Origin of the sequence: Tepidibacillus sp. HK-1 (genome assembly GCF_001748485.2) — a bacterium.
Lineage (GTDB): Bacteria > Bacillota > Bacilli > Tepidibacillales > Tepidibacillaceae > Tepidibacillus_B > Tepidibacillus_B infernus.
On record NZ_BDGM02000006.1, the window covers coordinates 68,637 to 88,939 of the forward strand.

Consider the following 20,303-nt stretch of genomic DNA (forward strand, 5'->3'; position numbering starts at 1 on the left):
AAAAGAAATCTTCTAATAATGAGATACAGTATACAGTATATCATGTCAGAACCAAAATATCCAATACCCAAAAAATCAAAGAAGAAAACATACTTAAGTTCCTGGGCTTCGATCAGGATCATCGGGTGACAATATCTTTGGCCTTTTATTTTTATAAGGCATGGGTGAACGAACTAACACATCTAATAATGCCTTTCCATTAAAGGGAATAAGTGGCCAAAGATAAGGTGTATCGAGAGACTTGGAAAAAACTAATAAAAGGAACCATAGTACGATCCCAATTATGAAACCAACAGTTCCAAATAAATAAATGATGAGCAACAAACCAATTCGGACGACCCGGTTCGCCAAACTCAATTCATAACTTGGTGTTGCAAAAGTTCCGATTCCTGCAATTGATATATAAAGGATCACTTCTTTTGTAAAGAGTCCTACATCAACAGCCATTTGCCCAATCACGATTGCTGCAATTAAGCCCATCGCCGTTGCCAACGCTGAAGGTGTGTGTACGGCTGCCATTCTTAAAATATCTAGTCCTAATTCGGCAATCATAAACTGCCAGAAAATTGAAATTTCCCCAACCTTATTTGGTTCAATAAATTGTAATTCTTTGGATAAAAGAGAAGGATTATTAACCACTAGATACCATAAAGGTAACAAAAACACAGAAACGATCATTGCAAAAAAACGAACCCATCTTAAATAAGCACCCAAAATTGGCTTTTGTCGATACTCTTCTGCATGTTGCACATGATGGAATAGAGTAGTTGGAGTAATCATAACACTTGGCGATGTATCCACATAAATCAAGACATGCCCTTCTAATAAATGAACTGTAGCTACGTCAGGTCTTTCTGTATATCTTACCATAGGATAAGGATTCCAATGATTCTTAAACAAATATTCTTCTAAGGTTTTTTCTGCCATAGGAAGACCGTCGATCTCAATGTTAGAAAGCTTTTTTTTAATCAGTTCTACTAAATCAGGATTTGCAACATCTTCTAAGTAAGCAATTGCCATATCCGTTTTTGAACGTTCTCCTATTTGCATATATTCCATTCTTAAAGAGGGATCTCGTAATCGCCTTCTAGTCAATGCTGTATTGAAAATTAACGTTTCCACAAAACCATCTCTCGAGCCTCTTACCACTCGTTCAATATCTGGTTCTTCTGGTCCTCTTGCAGGATATGTTCTAGCATCTATTAAGATGGCTTTTTCTTCTCCTTCAACTAGTAAAGCTAACGGGCCAGATAAAACCTGAGTTACAATTTTTTTTACATCATCTGTTAATTCAACTTCTAAATAACCAATATGTTGTCCTAATAATTTTTTCACGGGATTAGAAACGAGTTTTTCGTGTTCAAGTTTACCTAAATATTGCATGATTCGGTTCATAATGTCATCCTTGGCAAAGCCATCGACAAAGTATAGAGCAAAATCTAAGCCAGCATAATGAAGTTCTCGATGAATGACATCGAAGCTTTTTCCAACTCCAAGGATTTCATTGATTAACTTTACATTTTCATCTAGATGCTTCGTTAATTTTTTCCCTTCCAATTGGTTAACTGCCACGTATTTTCACTCTCCTTCAAGCTCATACCCCTTCACTGCCAACGTTTTCATAAAAAACCATGTTAAAATAGGTAAGCTACCCGTTACTAATAGAAGGAAACGCAAACTCTTTTCACCCACTGTTGCTATAAAAAAAATAAATATCAAAACACTAAACATTCTACCTAGGTTAAGCCCAATTTCTCTAATCACGATATACTCATCCCTTAGATTAGCCGAATCTTCATTTATTCCAATTAAATCAAAAACAACCGATGTTAGCGGGATAAAATATAAAGGGGCAAAAATACTTGTACCAATTCCATAAATTAAAAGCGTGGTATAATTTGTATCTAAAAACATGGGTATCACAGCCACAGACATCATCATTGAACCAATCAGCATTGAATGATTCCTCCATGTTTTTTTTAACCATTTTCCAACCAAAAAATAAGTAACCAGTGATACTCCTGAAATGACCATTGAATAGGTACCTAAAGAAAACTCATTTTTCGTATAGATATAAACCAATAAACCAATCAGAAAGGTAATTACACCTTCTCGACCACCCTGTGCCATCATCGCCAAAAAGACATGGCTCCAAGCTTTTTGATGTAGGGTTTGCTTGATGACTTGTTTTAATCGGTACTGACCAATCGATTTTCTTTTATAAAAAAAGAAACTAACGATTACCGCTAATAAAAAAACTAAAAGAGAGATAAAAAAAATGGTTTTATAGCCTGTAACACCCTTTTGGTGGGATAAAAACCAACCAGAAAGAAATGGGGCAATCATACCACCAACAGAAGTAAATAGTCCATTCATTCCATTAAAAATATCCCTGTTATCTGGATCAGTAATTTCAAAATATAGAAGGTTAAAAGAAAACCAATAGAATCCTTGGCCGATTCCAATCAAGAGTCCTACAAGGATATAATGATTGGCCGCTTTATCCCCTAATAGAAGCACCACTAGAAAAAAGACCGATAACATGCCAACACCCAATCGTAACAAGAAAATTCGATCCATGGTTTTTGCCATTTTCCCTGCAAGAATGAAGGTAATCATCATTCCAGTAAAATGGAAAAAGTTAAACCAGCCAATGACAAAATAATTTTTTACTATTTTCCACAGATATACATTCACGAAAGTATTGGATAAAGCCACAGCAATGGTAAATAAGGTGCTGACTAAAAGTAGTAACTTTGCATCTTTATTTAACAATGACATCACTCCATAAAAATCCTCCTATTACTATTCCCAAAAGCACAAAAAACATTGCTGGTTAAACGTACCAACAATGTTTTTTAAACGAATATCAACAACTCAGCGAATTACGATCATTCACCTATCATTTTTAAGTAATGCTTGCTCCAATCACAAACGCTAACCCAATGGATATCAACAAAGAAAGCAATCCAACCGCTCTATTATCTTTGGCAATTTCTTCGTCTACTTTAAATTGAGGAGTAAAAAATTCAAATAAATAATAAGCAATTAATTGTAATAAAAATCCAAAAGTCCCCCATATAAAGGCTCCCCAAAGGGAATCATTATGATAAATAGAAAACGCAAGAATAATGGCAATAGCTACAATTTTCCCTCCTGTTGCCATCGCTACAGATAGATTCCCATTTTTTATTTCTTGCCAATCATCATATTTGGTAACTACTTCAAAGATGGCTAAAAAGATGATAATGGAGACGACTGCTAGAATAAAATAAGCAGCAGTTAATACGTACATATTCTCCCAAACTGACAAATCAAACACCTCTTCTTTTTATTTTTCTACAGAGTATGCTTTCATTCAAATTTACTTTAATTCCACTACGGTTACGCCTGATCCACCTTCACCAAACTGACCCATTCTCGTTTGTTTTACATGGGGATGCTTTCGCAAAAAATCTTGAATTCCTGTTCTTAATGCACCGGTACCTTTCCCATGAATAATGGATACTTGACCATATCCAGCGATAAACGCCTCATCTAGATAACGATCAATCTCCATGATGGCATCTTCTACCGTGCTTCCCCGTAAATCCAGCTCAGGCTTAACAAAATCCGTATTTCTTTTAATCCCTGTCATCACTACTTCTTTACTTTCTTTACTTTTTTCTGTGATAAGAACAAGGTCTGATTTGTTTACTTTCATTTTTAATATTCCAATTTGTACCAGATATTCATTTTCATCTATTTTTTCTACTACGATCCCTTTTTGACCAAAGCTTTGAACTTTTACTTCATCACCTGGTTCAATGATTTGATTTTTATTCGTCTTAATCATTTTCGATTTTTTTACTTCTGGTATCGTTTCTTCTAAGCGTTTTTTCATTTCAATCAGGCGATGTTCTTTGATTCCTGCTTGTTCTTCTTTAGCCATTTTCCTTAATTCAGAAATCACTTCATCTGCTTCTCTTCTAGCCTTTTTCACTATTTCTTCTGCATCATGTTTGGCTTTTTGTAAAAGCTTCATCCTTTCTTCCTCAAGTCTTTCAACCTGTTTATCTAATTTAAGCCGTAGTTCTTCTACTTCTATTCTTAATTTTTCAGCTTCCAATCGCTCAAGCTCAGCCGTTTTTTTATTCACCTCAAGCGATGCAATCATTGATTCAACTTGTAGATTATCCTCACTGATTTGTCCTTTTGCAAAGTCGATAATCTCTTCAGATAATCCTAGTCGTTTTGCAATCGCAAAAGCATTACTTCGACCAGGAACACCAATGAGTAGTCGATAGGTTGGCCTTAAGGTCTGTACATCAAATTCCACGCTAGCATTCATCACATCTTTAGAGTTGTATGCATATGCTTTTAATTCACTATAATGGGTTGTTGCCACCACCCTAGCATTGATGCTACGAATTTTTTCAAGAATAGCAATCGCTAAAGCGGCACCTTCTGTTGGATCTGTTCCTGCACCTAATTCATCAAGTAAAATGAGGCTTCCTTTATCCATATGGTTTAGAATTTTAATGATATTGGTTAAATGCCCTGAAAAGGTACTCAAACTTTGCTCAATACTTTGCTCATCGCCAATATCAGCAAATACAGAAGAAAATACTGCAATTTCACTTCCCTCTTCTGCAGGGATGTGTAGCCCAGACATCGCCATTAAAGTTAATAAGCCAATGGTTTTTAATGTAACCGTTTTTCCACCCGTATTCGGCCCGGTAATGACAATCGCTCGGTAATCCTTACCTAACTGTACATCGATTGGGATCACTTGATCTGCTGGGATCAACGGATGTCTTGCTTTTTTTAAGTTGAGAAAACCATTTTGGTTTAATTTAGGTTGGATGGCCTTCATTTCTTTTGCAAGCTCAGCTTTTGCCTGAATAAAGTCAAGATGACCAAGATGCAGAATATTGATTTCCAAGGAATCTGCTACATTGCGAACTTCATCACTTAACATTCTTAGAATCCGTTCGATCTCTTTTTCTTCTTTTAATAGCTGTTCTTTTAATTGGTTGTTAATTTGGACAACGACTTCAGGCTCAATAAAAAGTGTAGCTCCTGAAGCAGACTGGTCATGTACGATCCCACCAAAAACAGAGCGATATTCTTGTTTTACGGGAATGACATAACGGGAATTGCGAATCGTTACAATATTTTCTTGAAGCATTTTTTGATAACTAGCATTACGTAAAATCTGTTCTAATTTTTCCTTTACCCTACCCTCAAACATTCGAATTTGTTGCCTTATTGTTCTTAACTCAGGACTTGCCGAATCTACAACTTCTCCATACTCGTTGATACAAGCGTTAATTTTATCTTCAAGAAAGCCTAATTCAGTGATTTGTTCTGAATGAGAGAGGAGAATCGGAAGAGAAGTATCTTCTGTTAATTTGGAGATGAAACGTTTTATTTTTCTCCCTGCATAAACCGTACTAGCTACTTCTAATAATTGTTCAGTTGTTAGATCTCCACCAATTTTTGCTCTTTTAATCGAAACGCGAATATCTCTAACACCGCCAAAAGAAATTCCACCCTTTAGCCGAATGGCATCCATTGCTTCCTTTGTCTCTTGTTGAGCAACTTCAACCATCTGAAAATCGTTATTAGGTGTTAGTCCTTCGGCCCATTCCTTTCCCATGGTCGTTGAAGCTTTTTTTATTAACATCTCTATCACTTTAGGGAATTCTAATGTTCTTAATCCCCGGATATCCACAAATATGTCCTCCTTCAGCAATTTAAAAAATTTATAATATCATATACAAGTTATTATACCATTGTAGGTTATAAAATCATGTGAAATGGAAATGATAATAAGAGATAAAATTTTTTCTATATGGAATATGGAGGTAATGAATCATGACAATTTTAAGACACATTGTCCGTTTTGTTGTTGCTGCATTTGTTTTGATGTTTGTTGGCTTCCTTGTCCCTAACTTTGCTGTTAATGGGTTTTGGAATGCCTTATTAGCTGCTTTAGTGATCGCAGTATTAGGTTGGGTGATTGAAGCATTCTTCGGTAAAGATGTTTCACCTTATAGTCGAGGAGTCGTTGGATTTCTGGTTAGTGCTTTAGTCATTTATCTTACCCAGTTCTTTATTCCAGGCGTTCGAGTTACGATTCTGGGTGCTTTAATCGCAGCACTAGTCATTGGAATTATCGATTTGTTTGTTCCTATCAAGGCCAAATTTACTGGCAAAGATCGAGACTAGATTACAAAAATTTACATCATATGAAATAAGAATTTGGGACATTCTATTCACTGTGGGAAAGTGAGGTGATTAGAATGACCATTGGAACTCAATTACAACAAGCCATTGCAAGTGCTCAAAGTGTTTCCGCAAGTCTAAAAACATTTGCACTAGAAACACAAGACCAACAAGCAAAACAAATGTTTAACCAGTTGGCTCAGAATATGGATAATACAATCTCTGCACTACAAGCTCGTCTAAATTATGTATCAACTGAAGAGCCACAATATAAACAACAGTAAAGAAAACCTCATAGGGGAATGCTTAAAGAGATAAAGCCCGTTTTATACAGCGGGCTTTATCTTATTTACCATTATGTTTTTTCTTTCACTCATTACGTTTTTTTCTTAGCAAACCTATTCCGCCAATTAAGGCGATGATTAAGAAAAACCATTGTTCCACTGTTAAGCCAAAATATAATTGCATTGAGACATCAAAGATAGAAATAATTAGAAGCCCCATACCAAAAGCAACGTATAGTAGCATTAAATGGTTTTCATCTAATTTAGACCAAATTCCAAAACGAATGATTAATAAAAGTCCAAGCCAAAAGGCCTTATACCAGTTAACAGGATGGTATAGGTAGCTTGATTCACCTTCCAATGAAACCCCAAAAATAAAGCTAGTCACTTTACCATAATCCATAATGAAAAGGTAATAAAGAAACAATGTAATCGTTAATGTAAGCCAACTTAGTTCAAAAAAATCATAAATGGGGTAACGTTCCTTTTTTATTTTATAAATTAAAACGAGTGCTGATAAAATAAATGCCAGCCATAGACTAGCGGTTGAACCAGATGTCCAGATAATGATCCCTGGGTTTTGAATCACTCTTTTTAAATCAAATAAAATCCACCCGAATTTGTAGACGATCAAAAAGGAAAGAAAAAGAATCAATAGTAAGTCAGACCATTTTTCCTTCTCCCAATTTCTTTTTCGAGCTATTTTTTCGGTGATAAAAACTGCAATAAGTAACCCCGCAAACAAAATCAGCCAATTGACGGGGATTTGTAAAGGTCCCAAACTTAAAATTTGATTTGCATCCATCATTATTCTCCTATTATTTTATTGATATTTGATTCAATTTCATCGTAATTCATCGCCCCAATTTTTTTGATCTGAATCACGCCATTTTTGTCGATAAAGAAGCTAGTTGGAATACTTTCAGCTCGATAAAGCTTGGCCACTGTCTTTTTTACATCGGGATTATCATCAAATAAAATAGGCATTTCATATCCATTCGATTTCATGAAAGAAATCGCTTCTTCTCTTGAATCCTGAAATGTGAGATTCACACCTAAGAAAACCACCTGATCCCCATATTTTTCATAGGCTTCCTGGATCAATGGCATCTCTTCTTTACATGGTGGACACCAAGAGGCCCAGAAATTGATAAAAACAGGTTTTCCTTTTAACTGACTTAATGTAACCTCTTTCCCTTCTTCATTCAATAACGTAAAATCTGGAGCCGTAAATCCAGCTTCAGGCCTTGTATCTCGATTACCTGTATTCGATTGATTCATGAAAATAATCACTCCAACAACTAAGACCGCAATAGCAATACTGATCCATCCTTTTTTCACATTTAACACCTTACCTTTTCATATTTATGCTCATCTATTTATCTCTTTTATTTTTTTCAATAAACCAAGCAATTACAAATAAGATAACAAAAATGAGAAAAATAAAAAATGTTCCTCTCAGCCATAAGTTCATATGGTGAACCATCATCGTTCTTCCCATCATCATTCCCATCGAGCTAGGAGGTAGCCAGATCATTCTAAATACAAATAAGATAAATGATATACCAATAATCATCAAAAAGATGATAAGAATAGTCTCGAGGAATTTATTCATAAAACCACATCTTTTCTTTTAAATTTGATGATCATCGTTGTTCCTTTTCCTTCCACACTTTTTGCTTCAATCTGGCCACCATGTAATTGCACAATTTCCTTAACAACGTAAAGCCCTAAACCTGTCCCACCTGTCTTCCTTGCTCTTGATTTTTCTACACGGTAGAAACGTTCCCAAATTCTGGACAATTCCTTTTCTGGGACGCCTATTCCCTGATCCTCAATTTTAATGAAGATAAATTCTTTATCTCCCTCTAAAGATACTTTTATCTCTCCTTGATCCGAATACTTAATCGCATTTTCAATCAAATTATAAATCACCTGTTCCATTCGATTAGGATCAAGATAAAGCACAGGAAGATCAATCATCGGATTAAATAGAATAGAAAGTCCTTTTCCCTCAGCAACAGGTTTAAGGTTCTGGATAACTTTCTCAACTAGTTTAATGAGATTAACATATTCCTTTTTTAGTTGAAATTGTCCTGTTTGTATTTTACTCATATCGAATAAATCATTAACAAGATGTGTTACACGTTTTGCTTCTTCATTGATAATTTTTAAGTAGGTTTGCTGTTCCTGTTTATCCACTATTCGACCTTTAATTAAAATATCACTATACCCTGTTAAATAAGTTAATGGTGTGCGCAACTCATGGGAAACACTAGCTAAAAATTCATTCCTTGTATCTTCATAATATTGTAGCTGTTCACCTAACGATTGAATCGAGTCAGCAAGTTGAGCTAATTCATCGTTTCCCTTCACATCTAAGTGTTGCTTATAATCCCCTTTAGCCATTTCAATTGTTGCTTCTTTCATTTCTAGTAACGGCTTCGTCATCTTTTTAGAAAGGATAACAATCATACCTACAGCGATCAAAACAATCCCAATACTCGCTAAACTAATAAATAATTTTAATACAAAAACCATCTCTTTTAAAATGCTCGTTGGATAGTACATATAAACATATCCCAAATTTCCGTTACGAATGGGTGAGACTGTAGCAATATAATTTAATTGATCCCAGTTTTGGTTTAACACTCGGCTAATTTTGATTGCATTTCCTAAATTTATATACTCTTTCATTTCTTTATCGGTTGGATCAGACTCAACCAAGATTTGTCCTTCTTGATTCGTGACAACAACATTCGTAATGACGTTTTGTTCCATTAATGCAACATGGGTTAACGTTGTCTCATTAAAGTTTTCCTCCAAAACTTTAGCATGATTTTCTCCACGTTTTAGCAAGTCTTGAGTAATATAATCAACAAACAAGTGAGAGAATAGCTCAAATAGTGTGAAACCAAGTAATAGTAATAAAACTAAAAAAATACTGCTAAATAATAACCCTAACTTAAAAGAAATTCCATTAAAACGTTTCAAAATCATCTTCATCATGGAGCCTTATACCCAATTCCCCACACCGTTTGAATGATTTGTTCTTCAATATTAGCTTCTTTTAACTTTTCTCGGAGGTTTTTAATATGAGAGTCCACGGTTCGATCTTCTCCCATAAAATCGATGCCCCAAACCAATTCAACTAACTGTTCACGAGAAAGTACTTTTCCTTTATGATCAATTAAAACGCGGAGTAGGTCAAATTCAGTTTGTGTCAAAGGAATAAGTTTCTCTTCAAAAAATGCATCTCTAGAAGATAAATTAAGAATGATTCCTTTATACTTTAAGATCTCATCCTCTTCCTTATTTTTTTGAGTTCTTCTAAGTAAAGCCTGAACTCGTGCAGCTAGTTCAGCTTCTTCAAATGGTTTAACTAAATAATCGTCAGCACCAGTTGTTAACCCAACGACTTTATCCTCTGTATTTCCTTTCGCCGTAAGCATTAGAATAGGAACATCAGAGATTTTGCGAATTTTCTCTAATGCTTCCCAACCATCCATCACAGGCATCATGACATCTAAAATGACTAGATCATAATCATCGTTTTTAAACACCTTTTCATAAGCTTCTTTTCCGTCACTAGCTTCATCTAGTTGATATGAATAATACTTTAAGTAAAGTTGTAATAATTGTCGCATTGGTGCTTCATCATCGACGATCAAAATTTTTGCAGACATCTTATTCATCTCCTATCACATTCATTATTGACGTTTTCATCTGATTTGAAAAGAAAATTTTGCTATTCTTTATTATACCTAAAAGGGTATATCTGAATCTATTGTTTATATCATTTGAAAATATAGTTTATCAACAATCAATGAAGAAATAATGAAGAAAAAAACAAACTTGCTTCCAGAGCATATTGAACTGAATACAAATGAGGGTAAAAGTGGTATATTAGATTAAAATTAAAAGTTACTAGGAGTGATCTATATGCGAGTAGTGAACAATATGTCTGAACTGATTGGCCAAACTCCCCTTGTAAAAATTAACCGTTTGGCAGATCCTGAAGGGGCGGACGTTTACATAAAGTTAGAAATGTTTAATCCAAGTCGTAGTGTGAAGGATCGGGCAGCCTATAATATGATCATCCAAGCAGAAAAAGAAGGATTACTTAAAAAAGGATCCACGATTATTGAACCGACTAGTGGAAATACAGGGATTGGTTTAGCAATGAATGCAGCAGCCCGTGGATATCGAGCGATTCTTGTAATGCCTGATACAATGACTGTCGAACGAATCAATTTATTAAAAGCATATGGGGCAGAGGTTGTATTAACCCCTGGGGAAGAAAGAATGCCTGGAGCGATACGTAAGGCACAGGAACTAGCAAAACAAATTCCTGATAGCTTTATTCCCATGCAATTTGAAAACATGGCAAATCCTGATGCCCATCGAACAACCACTGCAGTTGAAATAATTGAGGCTGTTGAGCAAACCGAAAAAACGTTTGCAGCCTTTGTTGCAACAGCAGGAACAGGGGGAACGATTACGGGAACAGGGGAAGAATTAAAAAAATATTGTCCTCATTTAACTGTGCATGTAGTAGAACCAGCTGGTTCTCCAGTACTATCTGGTGGACAACCAGGAAAACACAAACTCGTAGGTACAAGCCCAGGGTTTATCCCACCGATTCTCAATCAAAACGTCTATGATGAAATTATCCAAGTCACCGATGAACAAGCGTATGAAATCACTCGACGCCTAGCAAGAGAAGAAGGAATTCTTGTTGGCCCGTCCTCAGGTGCTTCATGTTTTGCTGCAATACAGGTAGCAAAACGCTTCTCACCTGAAGAAGTAGTCGTTTGCATTGCACCTGACACAGGAGAACGGTATTTATCTAGTGACTTGTTTCAATTATAACCCACAAAAGTGGAGCTTTCCCATAAGTCATAAAAATGATTGAGGGTAAGCTCCTTTTATTATTTAACGTAGTTAATTGGATTCTTGGGTACTCCGTTTATCCTTACTTCAAAATGAAGAACGGTCCCTGTCGCATTTCCTGTATTCCCCATTTTCCCTATCTTTTGACCTTGAACAACATTGTCTCCCTCAGAAACATAATACTCACTAAGGTGGTTGTACCACGTTTCTACATTATTACCATGACTAACGATGATCGTTTTGCCATATCCACTTTTCCAGCCTACAAAAGTGACCTTCCCACCATCTGCAGCCTTTACTGTAAGACCATTCGTTCCTGAAATATCAATTCCTGTATGAGCTCTACCCCATCTTTGGCCAAATGGACTTGTGATGATTCCCCCCATTACCGGCCACTTAAAGTTTCCAGAACCTCTTGAAGAAATACTTGATGTAGAGATTTTTGTTCCTTTTTTTACAATCTTATTTATTGGTTTTTTTATCACTTCTTCATTCAAAATACTTTTCTGAATCGTTGTTCCATTTTCCTTTACAACCGCATATTCCACCTTTTTCTTTCCTTCTTCACCTTGTTTTACAACTTTTGTTTGGTTTTGGTAAAGAGTATTATCCTTTTCATAAACCACTTGATAGGGTATTCTTTGTTCTTCAATCACTATTTCCTTTACTTGAACGGTTACCAATGGCTTTACATTCGTCACTTTAAGTTCATCACCAATATTGATATATTCCCCTTGCAGTTTTGGATTTAGATCGTAAACCTGTTTTGTTGTTAACCCATACTTCTCAGCAATCTCTGAAATTGTATCGCCGGATTTTACAATGTATTTTTGTTCCTCTAGCGTTCCTTTTTGTAGTAAAGTAATCATTTCATTTTCAGTAAGAACTTGATTCGGTGAAACCTTTACTTCTTTCATTGATACTTCTTCTTTTAAATCAATACTTTGAACTTGAATGCTTGGTTGTGTGTTATAATCCATAGAGGCAGCAGTAACCTTTGTTTTATTCTTAATTGGTAAATAAGTATTTTTTATTTGATTCAATACTCGTTCAGCAGTTGCATGATTTTTTACATAGCCTACGCCTTTGCCATTTATAACTACTTCTACTCCTTTACCCTGAATGATAAATTTAGATTGAAGGGCATCCAATGCAAGCGCGTTATCGTATTTGCCTTTAAAGATCTTTTGTTCATGATAGGTGATATCATTACCTGGAACCATTTCTAACCCATACGTGATTTGGGCTTTCTTTAGCTGTTGATTCTTCCAATCTTCTACAACTGCAATATCATTAACAACACCTATTTGTTTTTCGTCTACATATACATGGTATAATTTTTCCATATTTAACTGATAATAGAATAAACCAAAGGTTGCCACAGCAATAACTATTCCTGAAATAGAACCGATTATGATAGATTTTCTTTTATTTTCCCATATGTACTGCTTAGTTTTTTGAAGTTGTTGATTTCCCCATAATTTGAACTGGGTGAATCCCTCTTGGAATTTACCTTTAAAGGTGGTAAATTCAAACAGATTGAACTTCTTCATGACAGCCTCCCTTTTTTTGACATAGATTAAGACAAGTTACTTTAAACCTACCCTTAAAATATGGAGAAAGGATGAAGAGATTTAGAATGATTATTGATAAAAGAATGATAGCCAAAGGAGGGGAAAACCTTTGGCTATTTCTATTAGTTAAATAAGGATTTTGCTTTAGTAATATTCTGGACTGCTGTATCTACTAATTTATTGATTTCTTCTACATTAGGGTTAGTTTCTTTTGTTAATTTGCCTAGTTCATGAATCGGTTCACCAATCGCTTCACGCAATTGGGCATCTTTTGCTTTAATTTGATCACCAATGGCATCCACTGTTTCATCTAATTCTCCAGCTTTTGTAGCGGCTAGCTTGAAATCTTTTACTGCCACGGCTTCTTTCAATTCACCTGCTACTACGATTGCTTGATCAAGTGCTTGTAGTTCTTTGCTTTGTTCTTGTTGTATAGGTTCCTCAGTTTGAATAGTTGAATCTGTTTCTGCTTTTGTTTCTTCTTGTGCAGCAGCAGGTTCAGAACCACCCATACCAATATGTTGTTCTGGCTTTGTAAAATAAGCATTGACTGTGAACCCAATAAATAGTAAAACTACAAGAGTTCCAACACTGACCAAGGCTTTTCGATTCGCAAAATGAGGTGTTGGTTTCCGATCAATAAAAGGAACTAAAACTAATCCAATCACTAATAAGATGGATGTAACAATTAACCCTTGTAAGCCAAACCAGTTTTCAATGGTAAAGATACTCATAAAGATCCATGGTGGCTTTGTAGCTTCGATTCCCTCTACAGGTGGTGCCCCAAGTGCAGGCGGGAACACTAACGCTAAAAAGATCAATACCCCAAAAATGATCAATCCATAACCTGTTAGATGTTTGATATGAACCAAGAATGTGCTTTGTCCCTCTGAATCATCTTGATGATTAGCATGTGCAGATTTTTTTGCTGCGTTTGCTTCTTTTTCTGCTTTTGACTTAAATGGTAGTGGAGAAATTTTTAAGGCTTTAATCAATAATAAATGTAAAGGAATTAATCCTAGTAAGACTAATGGTAATATACTTGTGTGTAAGCTAAAGAATTTACTTAACATAGATACAGTTGGATTTTCTGCAAAGTATGCAGCCAATGGTCCGCCTAGCAGTTCTCCGCCTGCTTGAGCATGTTCTAATGCTTCAAATGCCTCTTGGTCCCACTTTAAGATCGTACCTGTATAGTAAAGACCAACCATAACTAAGAATAAGATAACACCTAAAAGCCAGTTCGCTTCACGAGGTTTCTTATAGGAACCATAGAAGAACACGCGTAATAAATGTAAAATAATCGCAGTGATCGAAACTTGAGCCGCCCAATAATGAAGCCCACGGATAAAATTACCAAGTTCGTAATTATTTAATAAAAAACGAATACTTGCATTTGCCTGTTCTGGAGTAGGGGAATAAAACTGAGTTAGAATAATACCTGTAAGGATTGTAAGCAGTGTACTTACTAAAGTAATTCCACCTAAAGTGTATAAAAAGGTGTTTGCATGTTTGGGCACAGGATAATTCAACCCGCCAGTAGGAACTCTTTCCTTCCACCAATTTGTAAATCCATTACTCATGACTCATTCCCCCTTTATTAGCATGTTGTTTTTTAAGTACGAATGCTCCTAATATTACAGAGATAATAGCAAGAATCATAAAGAAAATACTTCCTGCTCCAAAAGATACCTTTGGTTCATATTCCAAATCGTTTTCTGGACTACCACCGATTGCTTCAACCATCAATGTTTTTGCTTCTTCCATTTTCATTTCATCCATTGCTTGTTTAGCTTGTTCCAGTTTTTGTCCATCCGCTAATTGTGTCTCCTGATTCACTTCAATGGCTTCGTTTAATTTATCTTTTGCCATTTCCATGTCATTAATTCCCTCAATAAATGCAATAGACTGTTTGACTAAAGTTGGAACATCTACAGCCCCCTCTTCCTCTCCCCCATGAGCAAAAACGGGTAAAGCACTTGCAAATACTAACAATAATACAACAATAAAAACAGTAAACTTTTTGTGCAACAGAATAACCCCCTTTAGGATGTAAATGGTTTACAATAAATAAACTAACAGAGGGTTATCACTGAAATATCACCAAATTGTAAACAACCATATGAACAATTTGTGAACTTTTTTCTCAATAAATATGAATAAAAATAACCTTCCATTTAGGAAAGGCATAAATGATTTGATCAGATGGGAATAAAAAACTTCTGTGATCATCTTCTTTTTGAATTATCAATCTATGACTGGTAGCGTAAATATAAAAGTAGTTCCTTTACTAACTTCACTTTGAACCTCAATTTGACCTTCATGTGCAAGAATTAACCTTTTCACAATGGCTAAACCGAGTCCTGTTCCTTCACTGCCAGGTGTACGCACTTTATCTACTTTATAAAATCTTTCCCAAATAAAGGGAAGCTCTTCTTTTGGGATTCCAGGACCAGAATCTGTAATCTCAACTCTAGCATGATTCTTCTCTATTGTTGTTTTTACTTTAATTATTCCTGCTGCCGGGGTAAATTTAAGCGCATTATCAAGTAGATTCGTTAAAACTTGATCTATACGATCTATATCTGCATTAATCCAAATAGGACGATCCTTTAACTGAACTTTGAGAGAAAGTGATTTTTTATCTAATATTGGATCTAGTTGGGCTAATAACCTTCTTATCGTTTCATTTAAATCCATTTTCGTTTTAAACAGTTGAAATGTTTTGGCTTCCATTCTAGAAAGATCTAATAGATCTTGTATGAGTCGAGACATTCCTTTTGTTTTGGTTAGTGCCGCAGATACATAATTCTCCATAGCGATTGGATCCTCAGTAAATTTCCTATCATTAATTCCTTGTAAAACTCCGGAAATATAAGTAAGTGGTGAGCGTAATTCATGGGAAACATTAGCAATAAAATCACGACGTACTTGTTCAGTGGTCGCTAATTCTTTTGCCATTGTATTAAAGGTATGTGCTAACTGAGCAATTTCATCATTTCCATCAACATGTATGGGATCCGTTGACTTACCAACAGCAAGCTCACTGGCAGCTTTACTCATTTGTTTTAGTGGTTGGCTAATGCGTGTAGAAATCCAATAGGTTAATAAAGTAGCGATGGCCATTGCAATCAATCCTGCTAGAATAATAAACTTTCTAACCTGTGCCATCGTTTCACGTATATCATAGATCGTCGAATGAAGGGATACGGCCCCTGTAACTTTGTCAATATTTTTTATCGGTACAACAACAGACAATACAGTATCTTGATTAAAATTAAGATAACCCCTATCTTCTCTAGTAACGATTTGATCAGATAGGACTTGATCCCACTGATCCTTTGTAAAGGGATCTTCCTTCTGGGCATGCTCATATAAACGAAGCTTTTCAAATTTTTCTCCATTACGATCAAACAATACTAATTGTGCATTTAAATGATGTTCATAATTTTCTAATGCTTTATTCATTCCATATATATCAAGTTTTCCTTCAAAATAGGATTCGATGACCCTACTTACCTCTTCTCCGTGAGAGATTAATCGTCGTTCTTTTTGTACAATATAGTAGTTTTCAAATAAATAAGATAATAACCCTCCCAAAACAACGAGTGCAATAAAGATAACGGTTAAGTAACTAAACATTAAACGCCTAGCCAGTTTTTTAAACATACTGTTTTTTCACCTCAAATTTATACCCTACACCCCAAAGAGTTTTAATTTGCCATATTTCTTTATCATCATGTACTTTTTTACGTAAGCGATCAACATGTACATCAATCGTTCGTGTACTTCCGGAAAAATCAAATCCCCAAACTTCTTCAAGCAGTTGTTGCCTTGTAAATACTTGATTAGGATGACTAGCTAAAAAGTAAAGTAATTCTAATTCTTTCGGTTTTAATTTTAAATGCTCACCATTTAAGCGAACATGGTATTCGTTGATATCTATCATTAGGTTTGGGTACACAATTTGTTTGACTTCTACCCCTTTTGGAGCATAACGGCGAAGGACAGCCCTTATTCTAGCAATCAATTCTCGGAAATCGAATGGCTTTACGATATAATCATCAGCCCCTAATTCTAAACCAAGAACCTTATCAAACTGTTCCCCTCTAGCAGTCAGCATTACAATTGGGATATTGCTCACCCGACGAATTTCCTTACATACATTCCAACCATCCAATTGAGGTAACATGATATCAAGTAATACAAGATGAGGGGCGAACTCTTTAAATTTCTCTAGAGCAGCTTGTCCATTATCAGCAATCGCTACTTCAAAATTTTCTTGAACAAGGTATGATTTGATCAATTGGCATAAGTTATAATCATCATCGACAATCAGTATTTTTTCTTTATTTGTTTTGTTCACAAGCTTCTCCCCCTACTTGTTAACTCTGTCCATTCGTTTATTTTGTAAAAATCATTACTTTTATTATACAAGCTTATGGAGTTATTTGGGGGCTTTTTCAATAAGAAACGCCCCTTGTTTAAATACAGGAGCGTTTTTTAAAAAAAGTCTTCTTTACTTTACATGATTTTGAAGATCAAATAATGGTCTAAGTTTAACCCCAATGATTGAACCGATAAAGGCTGCTACAAACCATAACCAGCCATGTAAGCTAAAAGAAACAATTCCACTAAAGAAAGCACCGATGTTGCACCCAAAGGCAATTCGAGCACCATATCCCATTAACATTCCACCGATTGCAGTTCCTATGATTGAACGAGTCGAAAATTTCCATTGAACGGGTTTGGTAAAACGTATAGCAAGTGCAGCAGCGAGTAATGCGCCCAATATGATTCCTATATCAAGTACAGAGGTAACATCAGCAAAAATACTCCCATTCAATTCATTAACCCTTGCTGGTGTTTGCCAATATCCCCAACTTTCCACTGGTACGCCGAGTTCCCTCACTATTTTTGAACCCCATAAAGCAAAAGCAGAGGTAATTCCCCATGGTTTTCCAGAGAGAACGAAAATAGCAAATTGAACCAATGCTAAAATAATAGCTCCAGTGACTAATGACCAAGGACCTTGGTAGATGACTTTCCAATCCTTGTTTGGCCGTTGATTACTTTTCAACAACTTACCATGTCGTTTACGTTCCAAATACATGGAAATGGCAACAACGATGACCGCTAGAATCATTTGTATAACAATCCCTTGCCAAATTCCGAAATTATTCAGAAAAGAAACTGGGCCAATATTTGGTGTATCCATCCACCATTGAAAATCTTTTGCTCCAAGTACAGAACCAATGATAAAGAAAATTAATGTGTTCAGAGCACGAAGATCACCACCACCTAAGTGGTATAGTGTTCCTGATGCACATCCATCTCCTAATTGCATGCCAATCCCAAAAATGAATGCTCCGAATAAAAGAGAGATCCCAACAGAACTTATATACCCATTAACCGTTTGGCCAAAAAAGGAACCTTGAATTAATAAGGGTAAGAAAAGAAAGCTCCCCAGCATCATTAAAAGCATTTGCACGCGAATCCCTTCACCACGGCGATTTAAAATAAAGTGTCTCCATGCAGAGGTAAAACCAAAATGAGCATGATATAAAGCAATTCCTGCAATGATTCCTACAAAATATAGTGAAGCCTGGCGTAAAGAAACGGCTTGATATAAGTAAACAACACCGATGAAAGCCACAAATATCGTAGCAATTATAATAGAACGATTATATCCTACCCGTGAAGGGGCAGAATTAGCAACGGTTACGTTTGTTTGCATTCAAATCACCTCTTAGTTAGTAGTTAGATCAAGTTCATTCATGATTCTTTCTCTTATCTTGATAAATTCAGTTCCATTGCGATTACGAGGTCTTGGAAGATCAACAATAATCATATCTTTGATATAACCAGGCCTTGGACTCATCACAAAAATTTTATCGGCCAAGTAAATCGCTTCATCAATATCATGGGTAATCAGAATCATCGTTTTCTGAGAACCCAACCATAAATTCATCAGTTCATTTTGCATTTTTAATTTAGTTATGGCATCTAAGGCACCGTAAGGTTCATCAAGCAATAACACATCTGGATCCATAACCAATGCACGGGCTATGGAAGCACGTTGACGCATTCCTCCAGATAACTGTCCTGGATAGTAATCTTTAAAATCTGTTAATCCAACTTTGACAAGAATCGCTTGAATACGTGCTTCCCTTTCTTCTTTAGCAACATTTGCTAGCTCTAAACCAAACTCTACATTTTCACCAACTGTACGCCAAGGAAATAGAGCGTGCTCTTGGAAAATTAAAGTCCGCTCTGGATCAGGCTGATCAATGATCTGTTCATTAGCCATTACCTTCCCTGTGGTTGGTTTTTCTAAACCAGCAATCATTCTTAATGCTGTGCTCTTTCCACAACCTGAAGGACCGACGATGGCAACAAATTCACCACTTTCAACAGAAAAGTTCACATTAGATAATACCTTTAAATCGCCAAAAGATTTACTAACATTCTCCAACTTGATTGTTTGCATTATACTGAACCCCCTGCTCCTGTCAGATCACGCCACCGAAGAAATTTCCTTTTTAACTGCTCAAGAACAAGATGATCTAGAATGAGGGCGATCCCACCAATCACTACAATATTAAGAAGAACTCCTTCCATATCGGCAATTTCCCCTGCATAACTAATCGACCAACCAAGACCAACTGCTGCTCCTCCAACCATTTCACTAGCCACAAGCGATCTCCAAGCATTGCCAAAAGCAACTTGAGCACCTGTTAAAAAAGATGGAAAGGTTTCAGGCAGAAAAACTTTTGTTACTAATTGTTTTTTATTCGCACCTAATACCTTTGCTAGTTCGAGATGAGTGCGATTTATATTTTCTGTCGCATTAATCATCGCTAAAGCCATAGGAAAGAAACTGGCAATCGTGATCACGATGATAATAGGAAGATCGCCAAACCCAAATAAAATAACTAAAAATGGAATCCACGTTATTGGAGGGATTGATTGCAATATTGAAATTACATTTTTTAGATAGATTTTAAATCCCTTCGATAAACCAGACAATAAGCCAAATAAAGAACCTAGAAGACAAGCTAAAGGATACCCAATGATTAATCGAATTAGACTACTTTGAATACTGTCTAAAAATGCTGGATCTTTTACTTCACTAAGAAATCGCTGAAAGACTTTAACTACATCTGGTAATAAAAAGTTTGGTAAAAACCATGCGATAATTTGCCATATAACGAGTAGTGTAACAATCGCATAAACATATGGAAGTGTCGATTTTATACTTAGACGCTTGACCTTTTTATTCGGTTTTAATATGGTTTGATTAGCAATAGACTTGATGATTTGTGATTCTTTTTTCACTTGA

20 protein-coding genes are annotated in these 20,303 nt (G+C 35.7%); 3 read left to right on the forward strand and 17 right to left on the reverse strand.

Annotated elements, in window-relative coordinates:
* Positions 1–93: 93 nt before the first annotated feature.
* The 4 genes from BEN26_RS04485 to BEN26_RS04500 form a co-directional block, all read right to left on the reverse strand.
* A complete protein-coding gene (locus BEN26_RS04485; protein ID WP_069797388.1) occupies positions 94–1,572 on the reverse strand; it encodes a spore germination protein in 1,479 nt (492 codons plus the stop codon).
* A 6-nt stretch (positions 1,573–1,578) separates the two neighbouring features.
* Complete coding sequence (locus tag BEN26_RS04490) at positions 1,579–2,781, reverse strand: MFS transporter (protein ID WP_069797390.1); 1,203 nt, start codon at positions 2,779–2,781, stop codon at positions 1,579–1,581.
* 127 nt (positions 2,782–2,908) lie between these two features.
* Entirely contained in the window at positions 2,909–3,295 is a 387-nt protein-coding gene (locus tag BEN26_RS04495; protein WP_069797517.1) for a DUF350 domain-containing protein, read from the reverse strand.
* A gap of 69 nt (positions 3,296–3,364) precedes the next feature.
* Complete coding sequence (locus BEN26_RS04500) at positions 3,365–5,716, reverse strand: endonuclease MutS2 (RefSeq protein ID WP_069797392.1); 2,352 nt, start codon at positions 5,714–5,716, stop codon at positions 3,365–3,367.
* 143 nt (positions 5,717–5,859) lie between these two features.
* Between BEN26_RS04500 and BEN26_RS04505 the strand changes: the two genes are divergently transcribed.
* Both BEN26_RS04505 and BEN26_RS04510 read left to right on the forward strand, forming a co-directional pair.
* Entirely contained in the window at positions 5,860–6,213 is a 354-nt protein-coding gene (locus BEN26_RS04505; RefSeq protein WP_068722921.1) for a phage holin family protein, read from the forward strand.
* Between the two features lie 74 nt (positions 6,214–6,287).
* Positions 6,288–6,494, forward strand: coding sequence for a DUF1657 domain-containing protein (locus BEN26_RS04510; RefSeq protein WP_068722918.1), 207 nt, complete (start codon positions 6,288–6,290; stop codon positions 6,492–6,494).
* Positions 6,495–6,579: 85 nt separating this feature from the next.
* Here BEN26_RS04510 and BEN26_RS04515 read toward each other — a convergent pair whose 3' ends face one another.
* The 5 genes from BEN26_RS04515 to BEN26_RS04535 are packed head-to-tail and all read right to left on the reverse strand — an operon-like array spanning position 6,580 to position 10,180.
* Entirely contained in the window at positions 6,580–7,299 is a 720-nt protein-coding gene (locus BEN26_RS04515; RefSeq protein ID WP_068722916.1) for a prolipoprotein diacylglyceryl transferase, read from the reverse strand.
* Positions 7,300–7,301: 2 nt separating this feature from the next.
* Positions 7,302–7,835, reverse strand: coding sequence for a TlpA family protein disulfide reductase (locus BEN26_RS04520; RefSeq protein WP_084818684.1), 534 nt, complete (start codon positions 7,833–7,835; stop codon positions 7,302–7,304).
* A 34-nt stretch (positions 7,836–7,869) separates the two neighbouring features.
* On the reverse strand, positions 7,870–8,109 hold the full coding sequence (locus BEN26_RS04525) for a hypothetical protein (RefSeq protein ID WP_068722909.1): 240 nt from the start codon (positions 8,107–8,109) through the stop codon (positions 7,870–7,872).
* The gene (locus tag BEN26_RS04530) at positions 8,106–9,503 is read right to left on the reverse strand and encodes a HAMP domain-containing sensor histidine kinase (protein WP_255421854.1); all 1,398 of its coding nucleotides are present in this window, start codon (positions 9,501–9,503) and stop codon (positions 8,106–8,108) included. The genes BEN26_RS04525 and BEN26_RS04530 overlap by 4 nt, the downstream gene beginning before the upstream one ends.
* Positions 9,500–10,180 (reverse strand): response regulator transcription factor, encoded by a 681-nt coding sequence (locus BEN26_RS04535; RefSeq protein ID WP_069797394.1) that lies wholly within the window; start codon positions 10,178–10,180, stop codon positions 9,500–9,502. The genes BEN26_RS04530 and BEN26_RS04535 overlap by 4 nt, the downstream gene beginning before the upstream one ends.
* 256 nt (positions 10,181–10,436) lie before the next feature.
* Between BEN26_RS04535 and cysK the strand changes: the two genes are divergently transcribed.
* A complete protein-coding gene (cysK, locus tag BEN26_RS04540; RefSeq protein WP_069797396.1) occupies positions 10,437–11,366 on the forward strand; it encodes a cysteine synthase A in 930 nt (309 codons plus the stop codon).
* A gap of 59 nt (positions 11,367–11,425) precedes the next feature.
* Here the strand turns inward: cysK and BEN26_RS04545 are convergent, their stop codons facing one another.
* From BEN26_RS04545 to BEN26_RS04580, 8 genes are all read right to left on the reverse strand, one after another.
* On the reverse strand, positions 11,426–12,940 hold the full coding sequence (locus BEN26_RS04545; protein ID WP_069797398.1) for a peptidoglycan DD-metalloendopeptidase family protein: 1,515 nt from the start codon (positions 12,938–12,940) through the stop codon (positions 11,426–11,428).
* A 143-nt stretch (positions 12,941–13,083) separates the two neighbouring features.
* A complete protein-coding gene (locus tag BEN26_RS04550; RefSeq protein WP_069797400.1) occupies positions 13,084–14,544 on the reverse strand; it encodes a cytochrome b in 1,461 nt (486 codons plus the stop codon).
* A complete protein-coding gene (locus tag BEN26_RS04555) occupies positions 14,537–14,992 on the reverse strand; it encodes a hypothetical protein (protein WP_069797402.1) in 456 nt (151 codons plus the stop codon). Before BEN26_RS04555 ends, BEN26_RS04550 begins: the two co-directional genes overlap by 8 nt.
* A 216-nt stretch (positions 14,993–15,208) precedes the next feature.
* Entirely contained in the window at positions 15,209–16,630 is a 1,422-nt protein-coding gene (locus tag BEN26_RS04560; protein WP_069797404.1) for a sensor histidine kinase, read from the reverse strand.
* Entirely contained in the window at positions 16,623–17,327 is a 705-nt protein-coding gene (locus BEN26_RS04565) for a response regulator transcription factor (protein ID WP_069797406.1), read from the reverse strand. Before BEN26_RS04565 ends, BEN26_RS04560 begins: the two co-directional genes overlap by 8 nt.
* Before the next feature lie 153 nt (positions 17,328–17,480).
* Positions 17,481–18,698 carry a YeeE/YedE family protein gene (locus BEN26_RS04570; protein WP_069797408.1) on the reverse strand — a complete coding sequence of 406 codons (1,218 nt, stop codon included), beginning with the start codon at positions 18,696–18,698 and terminating at the stop codon, positions 17,481–17,483.
* A gap of 12 nt (positions 18,699–18,710) precedes the next feature.
* Positions 18,711–19,451 carry an ABC transporter ATP-binding protein gene (locus tag BEN26_RS04575; RefSeq protein WP_069797410.1) on the reverse strand — a complete coding sequence of 247 codons (741 nt, stop codon included), beginning with the start codon at positions 19,449–19,451 and terminating at the stop codon, positions 18,711–18,713.
* Entirely contained in the window at positions 19,451–20,299 is an 849-nt protein-coding gene (locus tag BEN26_RS04580; RefSeq protein WP_084818686.1) for an ABC transporter permease, read from the reverse strand. The genes BEN26_RS04575 and BEN26_RS04580 overlap by 1 nt, the downstream gene beginning before the upstream one ends.
* Between the last annotated feature and the right edge of the window lie 4 nt (positions 20,300–20,303).

What these genes read in the sequence shown, in the direction of transcription:
- BEN26_RS04490 (WP_069797390.1), bottom strand. Translation starts at nt 2,781, where the DNA reads ATGTCATTGTTAAATAAAGATGCAAAGTTACTACTTTTAGTCAGCACC.
- BEN26_RS04495 (WP_069797517.1), bottom strand. Translation starts at nt 3,295, where the DNA reads ATGTACGTATTAACTGCTGCTTATTTTATTCTAGCAGTCGTCTCCATT.
- BEN26_RS04505 (WP_068722921.1), top strand. Translation starts at nt 5,860, where the DNA reads ATGACAATTTTAAGACACATTGTCCGTTTTGTTGTTGCTGCATTTGTT.
- BEN26_RS04510 (WP_068722918.1), top strand. Translation starts at nt 6,288, where the DNA reads ATGACCATTGGAACTCAATTACAACAAGCCATTGCAAGTGCTCAAAGT.
- BEN26_RS04515 (WP_068722916.1), bottom strand. Translation starts at nt 7,299, where the DNA reads ATGGATGCAAATCAAATTTTAAGTTTGGGACCTTTACAAATCCCCGTC.
- BEN26_RS04525 (WP_068722909.1), bottom strand. Translation starts at nt 8,109, where the DNA reads ATGAATAAATTCCTCGAGACTATTCTTATCATCTTTTTGATGATTATT.
- BEN26_RS04530 (WP_255421854.1), bottom strand. Translation starts at nt 9,503, where the DNA reads ATGATGAAGATGATTTTGAAACGTTTTAATGGAATTTCTTTTAAGTTA.
- BEN26_RS04535 (WP_069797394.1), bottom strand. Translation starts at nt 10,180, where the DNA reads ATGTCTGCAAAAATTTTGATCGTCGATGATGAAGCACCAATGCGACAA.
- cysK (WP_069797396.1), top strand. Translation starts at nt 10,437, where the DNA reads ATGCGAGTAGTGAACAATATGTCTGAACTGATTGGCCAAACTCCCCTT.
- BEN26_RS04545 (WP_069797398.1), bottom strand. Translation starts at nt 12,940, where the DNA reads ATGAAGAAGTTCAATCTGTTTGAATTTACCACCTTTAAAGGTAAATTC.
- BEN26_RS04550 (WP_069797400.1), bottom strand. Translation starts at nt 14,544, where the DNA reads ATGAGTAATGGATTTACAAATTGGTGGAAGGAAAGAGTTCCTACTGGC.
- BEN26_RS04560 (WP_069797404.1), bottom strand. Translation starts at nt 16,630, where the DNA reads ATGTTTAAAAAACTGGCTAGGCGTTTAATGTTTAGTTACTTAACCGTT.
- BEN26_RS04570 (WP_069797408.1), bottom strand. Translation starts at nt 18,698, where the DNA reads ATGCAAACAAACGTAACCGTTGCTAATTCTGCCCCTTCACGGGTAGGA.
- BEN26_RS04575 (WP_069797410.1), bottom strand. Translation starts at nt 19,451, where the DNA reads ATGCAAACAATCAAGTTGGAGAATGTTAGTAAATCTTTTGGCGATTTA.